Source organism: Streptomyces sp. CB02959 (genome assembly GCF_002803155.1).
In the GTDB taxonomy this organism is placed as follows: Bacteria; Actinomycetota; Actinomycetes; order Streptomycetales; family Streptomycetaceae; genus Streptomyces.
Map to the genome: position 1 here is coordinate 332666 of NZ_NNBP01000006.1, position 18602 is coordinate 351267.

13 protein-coding genes are annotated in these 18602 nt (G+C 71.5%); 1 reads left to right on the forward strand and 12 read right to left on the reverse strand.

Features of this window, described 5'->3' with window-relative positions; genetic code table 11:
* Positions 1 to 2 precede the first annotated feature (2 nt).
* The 11 genes from CG747_RS13040 to CG747_RS13090 form a co-directional block, all read right to left on the reverse strand.
* Positions 3 to 275, reverse strand: a complete 273-nt coding sequence (locus CG747_RS13040; protein ID WP_100601858.1) for an acyl carrier protein — start codon at positions 273 to 275, stop codon at positions 3 to 5.
* 116 nt (positions 276 to 391) lie between these two features.
* Positions 392 to 2104 carry an acyl-CoA dehydrogenase gene (locus CG747_RS13045; RefSeq protein WP_100601859.1) on the reverse strand — a complete coding sequence of 571 codons (1713 nt, stop codon included), beginning with the start codon at positions 2102 to 2104 and terminating at the stop codon, positions 392 to 394.
* Positions 2101 to 3756, reverse strand: coding sequence for an acyl-CoA dehydrogenase family protein (locus CG747_RS13050; protein WP_257980379.1), 1656 nt, complete (start codon positions 3754 to 3756; stop codon positions 2101 to 2103). The genes CG747_RS13045 and CG747_RS13050 overlap by 4 nt, the downstream gene beginning before the upstream one ends.
* Positions 3757 to 3761: 5 nt before the next feature.
* Positions 3762 to 5156, reverse strand: coding sequence for an NAD(P)/FAD-dependent oxidoreductase (locus CG747_RS13055; RefSeq protein ID WP_180985506.1), 1395 nt, complete (start codon positions 5154 to 5156; stop codon positions 3762 to 3764).
* A 345-nt stretch (positions 5157 to 5501) separates the two neighbouring features.
* Entirely contained in the window at positions 5502 to 6773 is a 1272-nt protein-coding gene (locus tag CG747_RS13060) for an amino acid deaminase/aldolase (protein WP_100601861.1), read from the reverse strand.
* Between the two features lie 321 nt (positions 6774 to 7094).
* Positions 7095 to 9089, reverse strand: a complete 1995-nt coding sequence (locus CG747_RS13065; protein WP_100601862.1) for an aldehyde dehydrogenase family protein — start codon at positions 9087 to 9089, stop codon at positions 7095 to 7097.
* Between the two features lie 630 nt (positions 9090 to 9719).
* Positions 9720 to 11990, reverse strand: coding sequence for an amino acid adenylation domain-containing protein (locus CG747_RS13070; protein ID WP_374701771.1), 2271 nt, complete (start codon positions 11988 to 11990; stop codon positions 9720 to 9722).
* Positions 11991 to 12392: 402 nt separating this feature from the next.
* Positions 12393 to 13217, reverse strand: coding sequence for an SDR family oxidoreductase (locus CG747_RS13075; RefSeq protein ID WP_100601864.1), 825 nt, complete (start codon positions 13215 to 13217; stop codon positions 12393 to 12395).
* Positions 13218 to 13266: 49 nt separating this feature from the next.
* A complete protein-coding gene (locus CG747_RS13080; protein WP_100601865.1) occupies positions 13267 to 13974 on the reverse strand; it encodes a thioesterase II family protein in 708 nt (235 codons plus the stop codon).
* A 183-nt stretch (positions 13975 to 14157) separates the two neighbouring features.
* Complete coding sequence (locus CG747_RS13085) at positions 14158 to 15057, reverse strand: ABC transporter permease (RefSeq protein ID WP_374701766.1); 900 nt, start codon at positions 15055 to 15057, stop codon at positions 14158 to 14160.
* On the reverse strand, positions 15054 to 16085 hold the full coding sequence (locus tag CG747_RS13090; protein WP_308303774.1) for an ATP-binding cassette domain-containing protein: 1032 nt from the start codon (positions 16083 to 16085) through the stop codon (positions 15054 to 15056). The genes CG747_RS13085 and CG747_RS13090 overlap by 4 nt, the downstream gene beginning before the upstream one ends.
* Before the next feature lie 79 nt (positions 16086 to 16164).
* On the opposite strand from CG747_RS13090, the gene CG747_RS13095 reads away from it, so the two are divergent.
* Positions 16165 to 17928 (forward strand): fatty acyl-AMP ligase, encoded by a 1764-nt coding sequence (locus CG747_RS13095; protein WP_100601867.1) that lies wholly within the window; start codon positions 16165 to 16167, stop codon positions 17926 to 17928.
* Positions 17929 to 18227: 299 nt separating this feature from the next.
* On the opposite strand, the gene CG747_RS13100 is transcribed toward CG747_RS13095, so the two are convergent.
* Positions 18228 to 18485 (reverse strand): hypothetical protein, encoded by a 258-nt coding sequence (locus CG747_RS13100; protein ID WP_100601868.1) that lies wholly within the window; start codon positions 18483 to 18485, stop codon positions 18228 to 18230.
* Between the last annotated feature and the right edge of the window lie 117 nt (positions 18486 to 18602).

Here is an 18602-nt window from a genome sequence, read left to right on the forward strand (position 1 = left end):
CGTCAGACCTGCTTCGCACTCGTGCGTGCCGCCTCGGCCAGCACGGACAGCGCCGCGCCCAGCGCGTCGATCGTCGGGTGGTCCCAGATCAGGGCGTCGTCCACGGTCACCTCGAACTCGTCCTCGATGTCGGCGGTGATGGCCAGCGCGGTCAGCGAGTCCAGGCCGTAGTCGGCCAGCGGTACGGACGTGTCGATGTCCTCCGGCGAACGGCGCAGGTAAGCCGCCACTCGCTCGGTCAGCCAGGTGTGCACGTGACGGTTGCCAGCGATCATGAGGGAGGGTTCTCTTTCTCGATCGAGCGGAGGGGAAACGGGAGGCCGGGGCGCGCGCAGCACCTGCGAGGTGAGCGGTGTCGGACGGCGTACGGACTTGAGGTGGCCGGCCGGCCTCAGACGGCGAGCGGTCGTGCGGTCAGGCCGAAGGAGCGGCCGGTGTCCCGGCGGTCCAGGAGTTCGGTGAGGAGCGCGTCCTCGACCTGGGCGGGCAGCGGGCCGGGATCGTGCGGCCCGGGGGCCGAGCGGTGCAGGGCCGCGCGCAGCCAGGCGGGGTCCGCCTGGAAGCTCCCGGGCCGGGCATGCCGCCAGACCTGGACGCAGGCGGTGCGGGACAGCAGGCGTACGTAGCGGGTCACGAGATCGTAGTGCTCGGGGCGGGCGTCGACGCCGAGTTCCACGGGCGACAACTGCGCGCACACGGCGGCCAGTTCGGCCAGTTCCGCACGGTCGGCGGCGAGGGCGGCCCGCAGGTCGGCGTGCTCGGGGCCCCAGGGCGCGTCGGGCAGGGCGTGGAGGGAACCGGCGATCGGGTCACGGCCCGCGGCGTGCAGGGCGAGTCGGTCGTACGGCAGTGGTGGCAGCGCCTCCGCGAGGGCGTACAGGCCGGCGGGGGCCTCGGTGCCGGGCCGGTCCCAGGTGCGGCGGGCCAGCAGGGGAAGCTGCGGCAGCAGGCTCATCTGGCAGGCGGCGCGCGCGATGTGCCCGAAGCCGACGGGGGCGAGGTCGCGCAGCAGCTTCTGGAACAGCGCGGTCGGTCCCTCACGCAGGTAGAAATGGGCGCCGAGGAGTTCCGCGAGCCGGTCCATGGCCTCCAGCAGCAGCCGGGACACCTCGAACTTGACCGCCGAGGCGTACACGCTCGCCGCGCCGGGCACCAGGTGCAGCGCACGGGCACCGACCGCGCCGAGCGCCTCGGCACGCAGCAGGTCGGCGAAGACGCCGGCCAGCACCGAGCGGACGTGCGGGAGGGCGAGGGCGGGTCCGCCGTACAGGCGACGCCGGGTCAGGTGGTCCACGGTGATCCGCAGTCCGGTGTCGAGGATGCCGGTGGCCATCGCGGGCAGGACCGTCCGGGTGATCTGGAGGGCCTTCAGCGCGGTCTCCAGACCGGAACCGACCGGGCCGAGCACCGCCGAGCCGGGCACGGGCAGATCGTCGAAGCGCAGGCCGCCGAGCTGGACTCCGCGCATGCCCACGGTGCCGAAGCGCGGCAGGTCGGTCAGGTGCGCGGGGTCGGCGCTCGCCCGGTCGACAAGGAGCAGGGAGTGGCTGCGCGGACCGGGGCGGGGGTCGGTGCGGGCGAGGACGACCATGGCGTCGGCGCGCGCGATGTTGGTGACGACCTCCTTGCGGCCGCTCAGGCGCAGGCCGTCGGGTGCGGTGGTCGCGGCGAACTCCATGCCGGCCATGTCGTTGCCGTGCGCGAGTTCGTGGAAGGCGATGGCGATACGGCGGCCGTCCAGCAGCAGGCGGGCGGCGTGCTCGGTCTGCCGTTCGTCGCCGGCGGTCCACAGGGTGACTCCGGCGATGAGGGAGCTGGCGCCGTAGCCGAGGCCGAGCGCGGGGTCGCGGCGGTAGAGGGTGCGTCCGACCTCGGCGAGGTGGTCGGCTCGTTCGAGACGGCCGCCCAGCCGGGGTGGCACGAACTCGGCGTTCATCCCGTAGGAGTGCAGCAGTTGCTCCCCGGCGGCCAGCATCTCGGCGCGCTCGTCGGCGGCGAGGACAGCGGTGGCGCCGGTCGGGTTGGCCGGGTCGAAGAGGCTGCCGAGCAGGTGCTCCAGTTCGTCGGCGCGCTGCGGGGCGAGGCCCGTCGTGTCGGTGGTCATACGGCACCTCCCCAGAGGGTGAACTCCGGTGCGGGCATGCCGAGCAGGACGTCGGCGAGGGCGTCGAAGACCTCCGTGTCGTCCGCGCCCAGCAGGGCGGTCAGGCAGGCCCGCAGCCACAGGCCGTCCGTGCCGAGCCGTCCCGTGCGCAGCGGCGGGTTCTCCAGCCACAGCAGCAGGCAGGCAGCAGCGGCGTAGGCGCGTTCGTATGCCTCGGCGATACCGAACGCCGTGCTGGGCAGTCCGCCCGCGACCGGTACGAAGTCCGCCAACTCCGTTTCCAGCCGGGCGAATTCGGCGATCAGCCGGTCGATGAGCGGGCCCGCCTGCGGTGGTCCTTGCGCCCGTATGCGCTCCGCCGTTTCGGGCAGGACCTGCACGGCGCTGCATCCCGTGACCGACAGCATCGTCAGCCGGTCCCGGTCGAACGGGGGCAGTGGGGCGCCGAGGTCGGCGGCGGCCCGCAGGCCCTCGGTGTCGGCCCGGCGGCGGCTCAGTTGGCGGGCCAGACGTGGCATCTGGTTGAGGAGCGCGGCGCGGTTGACGACCGTGCTGCCGTCGAAGATCGCGCAGATGCGGTGGTCGCGTTCCAGTTTGGCGAAGCCGCCGCCGGGCGGTGAGGTGAGGAAGCCGCGTACGCCGAGCAGCTCGCCGAGGGAGGTGAGGGTCTGCTGGGTGAGTGTCGGGACGTATGCCTTGGTGAGCGCCGAGATCGCGCTCAGTTCCCCGGGCAGGGTGTGCACCGAGCGGGCGGAGAGCACGCTCACCGCCTCGGCGGTCAGTGCGGCGGCGGCCGCCCGGCCGAGGATGCGCCGTACGTGCGGGACGTCGGCGAGGCGACGGCCGTACAGCTCGCGTCCGGACGCGAAGTCGCGGGCCAGCCGCAGGGCGTGGTCGGCGGCGCCGAGGGAGAGCGCGGTGCAGGCGGTGCGGGTGAGCTGGAGCGTCTTGAGGACCACCGGGATCCCGCCGCCCTCCTCGCCGACCAGGGCGTCGGCGGGTATCGGGGCATCAGCGAGGGTGAAGCCGCTGATGTCGGCGCCGCGGATGCCGTGCGTCCGGACCTTCGGCAGGTTCCGCCAACTGCCTTCGGGCAGCCGCTGCTTGTCCACGAGGAAGAGGCTGAAGCCGCGTCCGCCGCCCGCCGGGTCGGTACGGGCGAGGACGCAGGCGAGGGTGGAGCGGGTGGCGTTGTTGATGAGCCACTTCTCGCCGGTGAGGCGCCAGCCGCCGGCGCCGCCACCCTCGCCGGCGTCCGTGTCGGCCACCGCGGCGAACTCGCTCGCGAGCAGGTCGGCGCCGTGGTCGCGCTCGGTCAGCCCCCAGCAGACCGGCTCACCCGCACGTACGCGCTCGGCGAGCCGGGCCGCCTGGTCCGGGGTACCGGCGACCCACACCGGGGCCGATCCGAGGAACGTCTTGCCGTGCGCGATGGCCACGGTCAGGTCGCGGCGGGCGACCGTGCGCAGCAGCCGTACCGTCTCGCTGAAGTCCCCGTCCGGGGGCAGGACGTAGTGGGCGGGCAGCCCCGCGTCGTCGAGGAGGCGGACAGCGTCGTCGGGGAACTCCTCGCGCTCGTCGAGCCGGGCGAGCGTGCCGGGCAGGAAGGCGTCGTCCTCGTGGGCGGCGAGCAGGGTCTCCAGATCGGCCATGGTGGTCATCGTGCGGTCACCCGCCGCGGACGTGCCTCGTCTTCTTCTCGGCCTTTCAGCCACCCGGCTGTGACGCGGGCGACGATCTCCGGGGTCATGAGCGCGGAAGGATCGTCCAGCATGTTGGTCACGCGCAGGAAGGCGGTGACGAGTTCCGCGTCGCTGTGTGCGGCCACGCGGTACCGCGTGAGGTATTCGGAGAACTGCTCCGTCCGAGCGGTGCGTACCCCTTCGGCCTCGGGGAACCGGAGATCGCCGCCCGCGACGACTCCCCACGGAGTGTCCAGGAGCCTCGCCGCCTCGTTGAGGAACCGGCGGCCCAGCTCCTCCCGTGTTTCTGCCAGCAGATCCCTCAGGAGGAGCCCTTGCATGGCGGCGATCGCCATCCCTTGACCGTAGACGGGGTTGAAACTGCACATCGCGTCGCCGAGGACCAGGTAGCCCTCGGGCAGACGGTCCATTTCCTCGTAGTGCCTGCGGATGCTCGCCGGGTGCTGCATTTTCACGGGGTCGGCCAGCGGTGTCGCCGTTCGGATGATCTCTGCGTAGTCCTGGGTGGCCAGCGTGCCGGCGTAAGCGAGCATTCCCTCGTGATCGGTGGGGGCCTGGGTGCCCAGGTACCCGCCCAGCATGATCACGACGCGGCCGGCCTCCTGCACCAGCGCGAACCCGCTGCGCGGTGTGCCGGGGTAGGCGGCACACGCCGTCCCCAGACGACCGTCGAAATGGTGGGGTTCGTGCCGGTAGACCTGCGACATGTATGTGGCCCGTACGCGGATGCGTTCCTCGCGCGGGCGCCCGTATCCGAGGTCTTCGAGCCACGCAGGGCTCCGGGACCCGCGGCCCGTGGCATCCACGACCAGGTCCGCATCCGCGACCGCTTCCGTAGCGCCCGGTGCCCGATCGCGCAGCCGCACTCCCGTGATCCGGCGCCGGTCTGCTGTGGCCGTGAGGGTGAGTGCGTCGCACCGGTCGACGATCGTCACGCCGGGGAGGCTCGCCACGTGCGTGCGTACGACGTGTTCGATGAGAGGACGGCTGGCCCCTGCTCCGATCAGACCCGACACACCGGGCTTGAGCAGAAGTCCGTCCTGGTACCAGTGGAGGTCCGACTGCAGGTCACCGAAGCGCGCTCCGGCCTCGGCCAGGTCGTCGGAGAAGCCGGGGAAGAGTTGCTCCAGAACTTCCATGCCTCTTGCCAGAAGACCGTGGATCTGACGGCTCTGGGGAACACCGCGCCGCGCGGCGGGAGAGCGGGGCAGTTCGTCCCGGTCGAAGACAGTGATGTGCTCGAAGGTCTCACTGAGCGCCCGTGCGGCCAGGAGACCAGACATCGATCCCCCGATCACGATGGCATGACCCTGCCGTTGTTGTAAGTCCACTGACTGCTCCTCGTTCACGATGCGACCGGCGACTGCCGTTGACCGCCGGATCCCCGGACGGGGGAACGGCCACCTGCTCCGACGCAACCCCGCTGACAGGGGCGTCTCAGCGAGGCGTTGAAGTCCGCGTCCCGGCCCGCGCACGGGCGACCTGCGGGCGAAGTTGTCCGTCCCGCCTCCGTTTCGAGGCTAGGCCGTGCGGTGAGTGGCGGCCATGTCATCCGAACACAGGCGGGGCCGCCGAGCCTGGGGCCGACGCACAGGTCGTCGCCTTCCCGCGGGTGGTGTGCCGCCCGCGGTCGGGGACCGGATCCGAGCGGCGCATGCCTGAATCACCCACTCGGCGCGCACCGGCCGGGCCGCTCACAGGAAAGTGCGGCCCTCGCCCCGGTAGGTGGGGACGGAGGCGGTGATCCGGTCGCCCTCGACGAGGTGGAGTGCGTCGAAGCGCTCGCACAGCTCGCCGGCCTTGGCGTGGCGGAACCAGACGCGGTCGCCGATGCGGAGGCCGTCTGCGGGGGATCCGAGGAGCGGTGTCTGTACCTCCCCGGCCCCCTCCTGGGGGTCGTAGCGCAGCCCCGCGGGCAGGTAGGGCGCGGGCAGGCGGTCACGGCCGGCCGCGCCGGAGGCCGGATAGCCGCCGCCGAGCACCGTCGCCACGCCTGGCCCGGGCCTGTGCACCACCGGCTGGGCGAAGAGTGCTGCCGGACGTCCCCGGTAGGACGTGTAGCTGTCGAACAGGTGGGGCTGGTAGAGGCCGGAGCCCGCGGCGATCTCGGTCACCGCCTCCTCGGCAGCGGTGTGCTGCACGCTGCCCGTGCCGCCGCCGTTGACGAACTCCAGGTCCGGGGCGACGGCGCGGACCGCGCGGACGGCCGCCGCGCGCCGCCGGGCGAGTTCTTTGCGGGCGATGCCCTGCATGGCGCGGACAGCGCCGGAGTGCAGCGCGCGTCCGGCCACCTTGTCCCCGACGCCCGCGATGTGCGCCTCGTAGGCCATGATCCCGACGAGCCGGAAGCCGGGGCGGCGGACCACGGACTGAGCGACGTCGGCGATGCGGTCCGGCTCGTGCAGTGGGGAGCGCAGGACACCGAACCGCAGTCGGCCGCCCAACAGCCGCAGGGACGTGTCCAGTTCGAGGCAGACCCTGATTTCCTCGGTGCCACCGTCGCGGGAGGCGTCGATCAGATCCAGGTGGGCGGGGTCATCGATCATCACCGTCACCGCGGCGGCGAGTCCGGGGTCGCGGGCCAGGTCGGCGTACGCGGCGCGGTCCACGGAGGGGTAGGCCACCAGCACGTCCCGGGCGCCCGCGCGGACCAGCCACACTGCCTCGGGCAGCGTGAACGCCATGATCCCGGCGAAGCCCTCATGCGCCAGCGCGCGCTCCAGCAGGGCCCGGCAGCGCACCGACTTGCTCACCACACGCACCGGCCTTCCACCGGCCCGCCGCACGAGGCCCTCCGCGTTGGCGTCGAACGCCTCCAGGTCGACGATCGCGAAGGGCGGGTCGAGATGCGCGGTGGCCCGGTCGTAGCGGGTCCGGTCCCCAGCGCGCGACGTCGTGCAGCCGTGACCGCCGGCGCTCCCGCCGGTCGCGGTGCTCGGGGGGAGCGTCCTGCCCTTGCTACTCATGGTGCGTTCTCCTTCCGTACGGGACGTGGCAGCCAGGAAGCGGTGGTCGCGGGCACGACGAGGACACGATGAACGCACCGGCCCCGGTCTCCGCCCGGCAACGGGCAAGGGAACGTACGGCGTCCCTCACGTCCACGCCGAGCTGCGGGGCTTCGGGCACGCCGTCAAACGCACGCGCGTTGAGCGCCATAGGTGCCGGCACGGTGTCGAGTGCCGTCACCCATGGCGCCGCATGCGCACCGCGGTCATCGGCATCTGGTCACGCCGCGTGCTCGGCTGGTCGATGGCAGAGCGCTCCCCCAAAACCACCGCTCCGTCACATCAGCTCAGCGGCTTGTCCATCACCGCCTTGAGGTGGCTGAACGTGTCGATGGAGAACTCACCGTGGTAGCGGCCGATGCCGCTCTCGCCCACGCCGCCGAACGGCAGCTCGGGGACGGACAGGTGGGAGAGGGTCAGGCCGAAGACCAGGCCGCCGGAGGAAGTCTCCTTGGTCAGCCGCTGCTTGGTCTGCTCCGAGGCGGTGAAGGCGTACAGCGCGAGCGGCTTGTCCCGCTCGTTGATGAAGGCGATCGCCGCGTCGAGGTCGGGCATGGCGAAGATCGGCAGAATCGGCCCGAAGATCTCCTCCTGCATCAACGGTGCCTCGGGGGAGACGTCGGCGAGGACGGTCGGCTCGATGTAGCGCGCGGCCCGGTCGTGCGCGCCGCCGGTGACCAGGCGGCCGTCGCCCAGCCGCGCGGTGAGCCGGTCGTGGTGGCGCTCGTTGACGACCTGGCCGTACTCGGAGCTGACCGCCGGGTTCGGGCCGTACAACGTCCGGACGGCGGCGGTCAGTTCGGCTTCCAGCGCGGCGGCGGTGTCGCCGATCGCGAGGATGTAGTCGGGGGCCACGCAGGTCTGGCCGGCGTTCTGGAACTTGCCGCGGGCGATCCGCTGCGCGGTGACCGCAAGGTCGGCGCCCGGCTCGACCACCGCGGGGCTCTTGCCGCCGAGTTCGAGGGTGACCGGGGTGAGGTGCTTGGCGGCGGCCGCCATGACGATCCGTCCGACCACGCCGTTGCCGGTGTAGAAGATGTGGTCGAATCGCTGCTCCAGCAGCGCGGTGGTCTCCGGCACGGCGCCCTCGACCACGGCGACGGCCTCCCGGTCGAGGTAGCGCGGCAGCAGCCGGGCCAGTGCCGCCGAGGTCGCCGGGGCCAGCTCGCTGGGCTTGAGCAGCACGGTGTTGCCGGACGCCAGGGCGCCCACCATCGGGGCCAGGGCGAGGTGCAGCGGGTAGTTCCACGGCGCGATGAGCAGCACCACGCCGAGCGGGTCGCGGACCACCCGGGCCTCGGCGGGCTGGAAGGTGTCCGGGACGGCGGCGGGGCGCGGGGCCAGCCACTGCTCCAGGTGCGCCACCGTGTGGTCCACCTCGTTCAGCAGGAAACTGACCTCGCCGTAGGCCTGGGTCTCGCCCTTGCCCAGGTCGGCGTGGAGCGCGGCCATGAACTCCGTGGACTGCTCGGTGAGCAGCGTGCGCAGGGCGGCCAGCTGGGCCAGTCGCCAGGCCAGCGGCCTGGTGCGCCCGGTGTCGAAGGTGCCGCGCAGCCGCGCCACCACGTCAGCCGGGTCCGTGGCGGCGGCCCGGACCAGCAGCTGGGCCAGTTCGGCGGAGGAGCCGGGGTTCTGGCCGGTGTAGAGGTTGCGGTCGACGACGGTGTGCGGGGTGAACGGCGCGGCTGCCACGAAGTCGGCGCCGAGCTCGACCAGGCGGTCCTGGAGCAGCCAGTGGGCCTTCTCGGCGAGGCCGGCCACGGCCTCCTCGGCGTTGCTGAAAGCGGTCATCCGGTAGCCGTCGAACAGCCAACTGCCGTCCTCGTGGCGGGCGGTGAGCAGCGCGGCGAGTCCGTGGCAGACCACGCCCAGCGGCCGGCCCGACTCCAGAGTGCGGGTGAGGATCCGGCCGGAGTCCTCGTCCACCGCGAGGTCCTCCATCGGGCCGTGGCCTCCCGGGTAGAACACCAGGTCGTAGTCGTCCGGGTCGACCTCCGCCAGCTTGGCCGGATGCGCCAGCACGTCGCTGATGCTCTCCAGGTAGGCGGCGAGGCGGTCGGCCCGGTGCCGGCCGCCGTTGACGGTGGCGCTCAGGCTGCCCTGGTCGACCGGGGCGGCGACACCGCCGGGGGTGGCGACGGTGATCCGGTAGCCCGCCTCGCTGAAGATCCGGTGCGGCTCGGCGAGTTCCTCGGCCCAGAAGCCGGTGGGGTGCGCGGTGCCGTCGGCCAGGGTCCAGTGGGTGGCGCCGGTGACGACGAACAGAACGGAGGTCATGAGTGATGCTCCAGGTTTGGCAGTGGTTGAGGTCCGGCCGCGCGGGCCGGAGGCTTGAAGTCCTAGATGGTTGAGACGGCGCGCCGAAGTGGCGTCGAAACGGTGATGAGGGCGCGAGTGGTATCGATCGCGGCCCCACAGGGAGTAAGGGCGTTCACATCGCCGCGCAACGCAGCAGACGAGCTGAGGGCCCTTGAATGAGCTTGAAGCTCAGTCCTCCATCAATCCCCGGTTGAGCTGGCCTGGTCGGGGTTACCCAATTCCATTCACAGGCGAGAGGCGAGCCGGCTGCTGCTGATTATCGTTCCGGCGTGGGGGTCGAATGAGCCCGATCCCGGGTTCTGGCCAGCGAGCAGGACGAGCCTCCTGATAACCCACGCCTAGCCGAAAGGCAAAGGTGTGTGGGCACTGCTAAAACGCATCGGGCTGCGACTCCTTGGTGAGCTGGAATGCGGGATCGGTAGTCTCTTGAACCCTATGCAAACCCTTGCAGGTTTTGACTGTGCCGATCCCACATTCCCTGGCTCCGGTGATGTGCGCTTCCACCCCTCAGAGCCTGTCGGGTGGCTATCCATAAGCAGTACGTGATCGGTGCCTGTGGGCGCCCACCGGAGGAGCTCGATACGCGCCCTAGGCCGCAAAAGTCCTGACGATTTCCCGGAGGGTCGGATGGCGGTAGATCTCCCGCAGCCGCAGCGACGGCAGGCCCTGCGCGCGCAGGGCCGCGCCTATGCGGACGGCGAACAGAGAGTTGCCGCCCAGCTCGAAGAAGTCGTCATCCAGGCCGACCGGCACGCCCAGCACATCGCTCCAGATCTCACGCAGCCGCTCGGTGAGGTCGGCGTCGGCCGTGCGGGGCACGGTGTCCCGCGCCGACGCACGGGGTGCCGCGGGTACGGGGAGTTGCGCCGTGTCGAGTTTGCCGTTGGCCGTGAGCGGCAGCGCGTCCAAAGAGGTGACCGTGGTGGGGAGCATGTAGTCGGGCAGGATGTCGGCGGCCCGCTTGCGGACTGTGCCGGGGTCGCCGCCGGAGAGGACCACATAGGCGTCGATCCGGGCGGTCGCGGCATCGGCCGTGTCGACGCGGCGCACCACGACGGCCGCCGTCCGCACGTCCGGGTCCTCCAGCAGGACCGCGCGGATCTCGTCCAGCTCGATCCGGAAGCCGCGGATCTTCACCTGACTGTCGATCCGCCCGAGGTGTTCGAGTCGGCCGTCCGGGCGGAGGCGTCCCAGATCGCCGCTGCGGTACATGGTGCCGCCGGTGAACGGATCCACCACGAAGCGCCGGGCGGTCAGTTCCTCCTGGCCGAGATAGCCGAGCGCGACTCCGGCGCCGCCGACGCAGATCTCGCCCGCCACTCCGGGCGGCAGCAGGCGTCCGGCCGGATCCGTCACGTACAGGTGCCAGCCGGGCAGCGCATGCCCGACGGAGCGGGTGGCGGCGAGCGCCAGTCGCCGAGTGAGGGTCTGCGCGGTGACGTGGACCGTCGTCTCGGTGATGCCGAACATGTTCACCATCCGGCACACCGACTCGGGATGCCTGTCGAACCAGGGCAGCAGCACGCGCGCGTCGAGCGGTTCGCCGCCGAACACGACCAGCCGGACCCCGACCTCGGTGTGGTCCACGTTCAGCAACTGGGCGAAGGCTGACGGGGTCTGGCTCAGCACGGTGACCTTCTCGGACACCAGCAGATCGCGGAAGCGGTCGGGTTCCCGGGAGACGAAATACGGCACCACGACCAGCCGGCCGCCGGTCAGCAGACAGCCCCAGATCTCCCATACCGAGAAGTCGAAGGCGGTGGAGTGGAACCAGGTCCACACGTCCTCGGTCCCGAGCCCGTACTCGTCGCGGGTGGCGTCGATCAGGGCGATCACGTTCTGGTGCGGCACCTCGACGCCTTTGGGGCGGCCGGTGGAGCCGGACGTGTAGATGACGTAGGCGGCGGCGTGCGGCGCGACCGCGGTCGGCGGGACCGGGGCGACGCCGGGCCCCGCGGCCGTTTCCAGCAACTCGTCCGGCGTCACGGGCACACAGCCCGCCACGTCCGGGAACTCGGGAAGACGGGTGATCACCACGCCCAGTCCCGCGTCCCGTGCCGTGTGGGCGAGCCGGTCCGCCGGGTAGGCGGGGTCGACGGGCACGTACGCCGCGCCGGCCTTCAGCACGGCGAGCAGGGTGACGACGAATTCGGCGGTGCGCTCCAGACACACGCCCACCCGGTCGCCGGCCGTGACACCTCGGTCGCGCAGGCCGTGCGCCAGGAGGGCGGACCGTGCGTCGAGTTCGCGGTAGGTCAGGCCCGCGCCGCCGTCGGCCACGGCGATGCGGTCCGGTGTCGCCGCCGCGATCCGCGCGAACGCCTCGGGCACGGTCACCGGGGTGGTGACCAGGGGGCGGGACGGGCGGCCGAGAGCCGCCACCCGGTCGCGTTCGGCCTCGTCCAGCAGATCGACGTCGTCGACGGCGGTCCGGGGCGAGTTCAGGATGAGCCGGTGCACCCGCACCAGGTGCCGGGTGAACTGCGCTGCGACCTCCGTGGAGAGGTGTCCACCGGCATGGTCGCAGCGCAGCCGCCAGCCGCCGGAGTCCCTGAAGACCGACAGGGTGAGCGGGAACGGCGGTGCGAGGCAGGGCACGTACGCGCCGGGCAGCTCCGTCTCGTCGAAGAGCAGGCCGGCGAGTGCGGGACCGTCCGCCGGGGAGGGCTTGAGCTCACCGAGCGTGGGGGCCTCCGCCACGGTGAAGGAGCCGTGGTCCGTGCCGATGACCGGCGTGGTCTCGGGGTCGTAGCGGCGCAGGGTGACGGCGAGGGCCGCGAGCCAGCCGGCCTCGTCTCCCCCGTCGTCCAGGGAGAAGAGGTGCGGGACGGCGGAGCCGTCGTCGCCCAGTCCCCACATGGGAGCGAGCGCGGTCGCGGGTGCCCCGGCGACGGGGCGGCCCGTTTCCGTCGCGACGGACTCGCCGGCCGCCAGCCGTCGGAGGGCCGTGCGGTCGAACCGGTCGCGCGGAGCCACCAGGATCAGATCGCAGAGGCCGTCGGCATAGCGCAGCAGGACCCGGCGCAGTTCGGTGGCCGGGCGGCCGAGTTCGGCGGCCCGTCGGCGCTCGGCGAGCAGGTCCGCCGCCGGCACGGGAACGTCCTCGGTCCACAGCCCCGAAGCGGTCGTCGGGAACGGGGAACGGTCTGCGCGGACACGCACCGCATGGCAGCGGGCCGCTAGTTGGAGAGGGCCTGACACGGTCGTGCTCCTTGTCGTTCAGGGGAGTTGTTCAGGGGACGGCGGACACGGGGCGCGAGTTCAGCGGACGCTGAATCCGCCGTCCACGGTCAGGACCGAGCCGGTGATCTGCCGGGACTCGTCCGAGGCGAGGAAGACCACCGCGGCCGCGACGTCCTCGGGCTCGATCAGCGCGTTCATCGGCTGCGCCTCGACGAACGTCCTCTCGTGCTCGTGCACCGGCACGTCGAGCGCCCTGGCGATCTCGGCGAGCATCCGGCCCTCGGCCTGCGCGTCGTCGCGCACCGAGCCGGGACAGACCGCGTTCACTCGCACCTTCGTCGGCGCGTAGTCGAGTGCCGCCGCCTTCGTCAGTCCGACGACGGCGTGCTTGGCGGCGACGTACCCGGCGAAGTGCCGGTAGCCGACCAGGCCCGCGGTGGAGGCCACGTTGACGATGCTGCCGCCGCGCCGGGCGCTCATCGCCTTGCCGACCTCGCGGATCACCCGCCAGGCACCGGAGAGGTCCACGTCGATCATCAGGGACCACTCGTCCTCGTCGATCTCGTGCACCGATTTGCCCGAAGGGGCGGCGATGCCCGCGTTGTTCACGGCGACGTCGATCCGGCCGAACCGGTCCTCGGCTCGGGCCACGGCCTCCCGTACGGCCCGGATGTCACGGATGTCCGCCACGGTGGTGAGCACGGCGGCGCCGGCTTCCCGGCACAGCGCGGCGGTGTGCTCCAACTGCCCCGGTGTGCCCAGCGGGTAGGGCACACCGGGCAGATCGGCGCAGATGTCCAGCAGGGTGAGATCGGCGCCCTCGGCGGCACAGGCGAGCGCGGTGGCCCTGCCGAGTCCGCGGGCGGCGCCGGTGACGAGGACCGACTTGCCGTGCAGACGCATCGGGAACTCCTTGAAGAATCGGGTGCGGTGGGGGAAAGGGCGGAAGGTGCTACAGCACGGTCGAGACGATCAGCCGGACCAGTGCGGGGGCGGCGTCGGTGAGGTACATGTGGCCGCCGGGGACCTCGACGTGCTCGAAGTCGCGGCCGGCCACCTTGCTCCAGGACTCCGCGTCGTCGTAGCCGACGAGCTCGTCCTCCTCGCCCCGGACGACCGTGAGGGGTGCGTCCAGCGGGAGGCCGGTGGAGGGCACGTAGTTCTCGTGCATCTCGACGTCCGCGCGCAGGGCGGGCAGGATCATCTCGCGCATCTCCGGGTCGTCCAGCGCGGGATGGTGGTAGCCGGCGAACTCGCCGACGCGCGCCAGGAAGTCCTCATCGGACAGGCCGGTGGCCTGACGCTCGCGTTGCCGGGCGGGTTCCGGCGACCCGCTGACGAACAGATGGACGAGCTCAGTGCCGGACTCGGCGGCCAGCCGGTGGGCGAGTTCGTAGGCGAGCACCGCGCCGAGGCTGTGCCCGAAGAGGGCCACCCTGGCGCCGTCACCGAGCCGTTCCGGCAACTCGGCCATGAGGCCGTCGACGGCCTGGGAGACGTTCCGGTACGGGTCCTCGTCGATCAGCCGCTCGCGGCCGGGCAGTTGCAGGGGCACGATCTCCAGCGCGTCCCCGGCCAGGGCCGTCCAGGGGCGGTAGAACGAGGCTCCCGCCCCGGCGTACGGCAGGCAGATCAGCTTGGTCGTGTCATGCGTGGTCATGGGTAGGGGGTCTCCTTGTGAGTTCTGTGTTTCGTGCCGGCCTTGTGGGCGAGGGGCGTCAGGAACGGGGCCCGACGCGAGCAACCCGGCGAGTTCTGCCGCCCCGGCGGCCGTGCGCAGCGCGTCGGCGGCGCGGTTCGGGTCGGGCAGGCCGGGGCCGCCCGGCCGCGGTCGCGGTCGCGGTCAGCGGCTCGTGCGGGTGCGGTAACGCCATGTCGACAGCGTGACGAAGACGGCGATGAGCAGCACTGAGCAGCCCGCGGTGTACAGCACGGCATGCTGGGCGGGCCAGGCGTGCTGCACCGGGAAGCCCGGCGGGGGAACGTTGCCGAAGAGTTGGCGCAGGGCGTTCGCGAGCGACGTGATCGGGTTCCAGTCGGCCACGGTGGGCAGCGGGCCCGGGAGGGTCGCGCCGGAGACGAACCCGGAGGAGATGAACGTGGCCGGGAACAGCCAGATCAGCCCGAGGCTGGCGGCCACCTGGGTGTTCGGCGTGACGAGGGCGACGCACACGCCGATCCACGACATCGCGAAGGAGAACAGCAGCACCAGGAGGATCCCGGCGGCGACCTCGGCGGGTCCCGTGTGGGGCCGCCAGCCCATCAGCAGCCCGCACGTCGTGGTGACGGCGACGCTCGCCACGCAGGTGGTGAGGTCGGAGGTGGTCCGGCCGAGCAGCAGGGCCACTCGGGAGACCGGCAGGGCGCGGAAGCGGTCGACCATCCCCTGCTCCAGGTCCCTGGCGAGCCCGACCGTGGTGAAGGAGGTGGTGAAAGCCACCGTCTGGGCGATCAGCCCGCCGAACATGTACGAGCGGTAGGCGGGGCCGCCCAGGCTGTTGCCGAAGACGTACCCGATGAGCAGGGCGTACATGACCGGCTCGACCAGGCAGGAGATCAGCAGTCCGGGACTGCGCCGCAGGTGCAGCAGGTTGCGCAGGGCCAGGTCCGCGCTCTCGGCGAGGATGCGGATGACCGGATTGCGCCGGGCGCGGGTCGGGACCGCGGTCGGGGGGAGGCCGGTGCGGGCCGCGCCCCGGTGCGCGGAGTCGGCCCGCTGGGCGTCCGTGAGCACTGTCATCACGCGGCCTCCCGCCGCGAGTGGCTGGTCAGGCCGAGGAACACGTCGTCGAGGGTGCAGCGGCTGAGCCCGATCTCCAGTACCTCGACCTGCTCGCTCTCCAGCGCGGTGAGGGCGCGTCCCAGGGCGGCCCGGCCGTCGGCGGCGGCCGCCTCCACGCGCCGGGCACGGCGGTCCACCGTCGGGGTCGTGCCGGTGGCCTGTGCGGCGGCGCGCGCCGCCGCGTCGACCTGGTTGTCCTCGGCGACACATACGACGAGCCGGTTGCCGGCGGCCGCCTTCAGCTCGTCGCTGGTGCCCTCCGCCACCACCCGGCCCCGGTCGATCACGGTGATCCGGTCGGCGAGGCGGTCGGCCTCCTCCAGATACTGGGTCGTCAGCAGGATCGTGGTGCCGCCGGCGACCAGTTCACCGACTGCCTCCCAGGTGTCCAGCCGGCTCTCGGGGTCGAGCCCGGTCGTGGGCTCGTCCAGGAGCACCAGGGGCGGCGAGCCGACCAGGGCGGCGGCCAGATCCAGCCGTCGGCGCATACCGCCCGAGTAGGTGCCGGCCGGGCGCCCCGCCACATCGGTGAGCCGGAACCGGGACAGCAGGTCATCGGCGACGCGGCGGGCCGTGCGGCGGCCGACGCCGCGCAGTTTCGCAATGAGGTACAGGTTCTCGAAGCCGGTCAGCATCCCGTCGACCGTTGCATATTGGCCCGCCATTCCGATCGTGGACCGCACTCTCTCCGGTTCGGCCGCCACATCCCATCCATTCACGACGGCGCGCCCGGAGTCCGGCTTGAGGAGCGTCGTAAGAATCTTTACCAGAGTGGTTTTCCCGGCTCCATTGGGGCCCAGGAGACCCAGCACCTCACCCGGCTTTACATGTAGGTCGATGCCATCCAAGGCTCGATTTTCTTTAAATCTCTTGCGTAGGCCGTCGATAACGATGGCCGGCATGGTGGGGGTACGCGCAGCCCCACGTTGTACACCTGACCGGAAGCCCCCGTCCATAAAGGAGGATTCAATCTTTATTGACTTTTCCATGGCGCTCCACTCTGCTTGTTGAAAATTTAACTACCTTATTCGTGTGTTTTACCGGCCGAGATCATGTACGGTTTTTTTCGTGACAGAACTCATCACGAAGCTGAGGGATCGAGCCGCGAGCAATCCGCAGCAGCCGGCCGTGACCTTCGTCTCAGAATTCAACGAAATCAGAAGTACGGTGCGCGACCGCGCGGAACTTGATCTGCATTCCCGGAGAATTGCCTCATGGCTCCAGGAGCGATTCGCTCCAGGGGACCGGGCGCTACTCCTCTATTCCCCTGGAATCGAGTTCACAACAGCCTTCTGCGCTTGTGTCTATGCCGGCGTCATCGCCGTACCCGCCCCGCTGCCCGGCCGTTACCAGCATGAACGCCGCAGGCTCGCCGCCATCGCCCGCGACGCCGGGGTGCGCGCCATCCTCACGCAGCGCACCGACCTGGCGGACGTCGAGAAGTGGGTGGCCGAGGAGGGCATCACCGGAGCGGTCTGCCACCCGACCGACGCCGGTGACGGCGACCCGGACGCCTGGACCGCCCCCGAGGTGTCGCCGCAGACCCTGGCGCTGCTCCAGTACACGTCCGGTTCGACCGGCGATCCCAAGGGCGTCATGGTCACCCACGGCAACCTGGTCGCCAACGTCGAGCGGATGGTGGACACGTTCGGCAACGACAGCAGCACGACGTACGGCGGCTGGATACCGCTCTACCACGACATGGGGCTGATCGGCCTGATGCTGTCCGGTCTCCTGAGCGGGAACGGGTACGTCGCGATGGACCCCATGTCCTTCCTGCGCCGCCCGTACCACTGGCTGCGCATGCTGGACGCCTGTGACGTCGACTTCACCGCCGCGCCCGACTTCGGCTTCGAGATGTGCGTCCGGCGGGTCACCGACGAGCAGCTCACCACCCTGGACCTGTCCCGGGTCAGGGCCTGTAACGGCTCGGAACCCGTCCGCGCCGACGTGGTCGCCGCCTTCACCGACAGGTTCGCCGCCGCGGGACTGCGATCCGACGCGCTCATCCCCGTGTACGGCCTGGCGGAGGCGACGCTGCTGGCCTCCGGCACCGCCGGGCGGCCGCCCCTGCTCACCACGGTCGACGCCGCCGCGCTGGAGAACCGGGAGCTGCGACCGGCCACCGGAACCGCACCGCCGCGTGTGGTCGTCGGATGCGGGGCGCCGACCGGGTCCGACGTGCTGATAGTCGACCCCGGCACCGGCGACGCACTGCCCGACGGCCGCATCGGCGAGATCTGGCTCGACGGCCCCTGCGTCACCGCGGGTTACTGGGAGCACGATGCTGCCACCGCCACCACGTTCCGGGCGTACACGAGCGACGGACGCGGCCCGTTCCTGCGCACCGGAGACCTCGGTGGCCTGCTCGACGGCGACCTGTACATCACCGGCCGCCGCAAGGACGTACTCGTCCTGCACGGGCGCAATCTGCACCCCGCGGACATCGAGTACGAACTGCGGTCCCAGCACGAGGAGTTGGGGGGGATGAACGGGGCCGTCTTCATGGTCGGGGGCGACGACCGGGTCGACACCGCACCCGCGATCGTCGCCGTGCACGAGATCCGCGCCCACTGGGGTGCCGACCGGCTCGGGCAGATCGCCGTCGACATGAAGCAGACCATGGCCCGGGAGTTCGGAGTGCCGGTCGCGGCCGTCGCCCTCGTCAGGCCGGGCGGCGTGCGGCGCACCACCAGCGGCAAGGTGCAGCGCTCGGCGATGCGCGCCATGTACCTCGCCGGCGATCTGGACACCCTGCACCTCAGCGAGGACCCGCTGCTCACCGCTGCGCTGGCCGACCACCGCCGGCGGCCCGACATGCCTGCCGTGTAGCGCCGCCCTGCCGGATCCGCTCTGCCACGGCCGTCTCGGCCTCCGCGTCGGCCGTGGCGGGGCGCAATAACGTCGGCTCACCGACCTCACGCTCTGCCACCAGGAATTCGTCCGGCCCCCGGAAGGCGCAAGGCGTCGCCGACCGCGGCCGGGGCGTTCTCGGCCTGTGATCTCCCGGCTTCCTTCGACGTCTTTGCGATGTCCCGGGTATAAAACCGCGTGGCCCGGATATTCCGCGGCCAGGCCGCCGGCGCCGTCGTGGCGCGGGCTGCCGGGCCGCGACCCGTACACCGATCGTGTCACGAGCAGCCAGCTGCCCGATAGGCGGCGAGGTCCTCGTCGACCTTGTTCATGAGGGCCTGGACCTGGTCCTTCGGCGCGCCCTGCTGCTGGGCCTGCATGGCCGCCTGCCGGTCGCGCTGGTACTGGTTGTAGAGGTCGTTGCAGGAGGTGAGCGAGTGCAGGGGCTGAGCCTCGGCCGTGGACGCCGTGACCGCCCCCGTTCCGATGAACGCGACGGCGAGAGCGGCTCCGGCGAGAAGTCGTCGAAATGGCATTGTTCCCCTTCGGTGGATGGACCTTGCGATGTGCGGACGAGCCCGTCCCTCGACGCTATGGACGCGCTCTGGATGCCGCCACGTCTGGTGGGGACAGGAACGCGCGCGGGAGCTGTC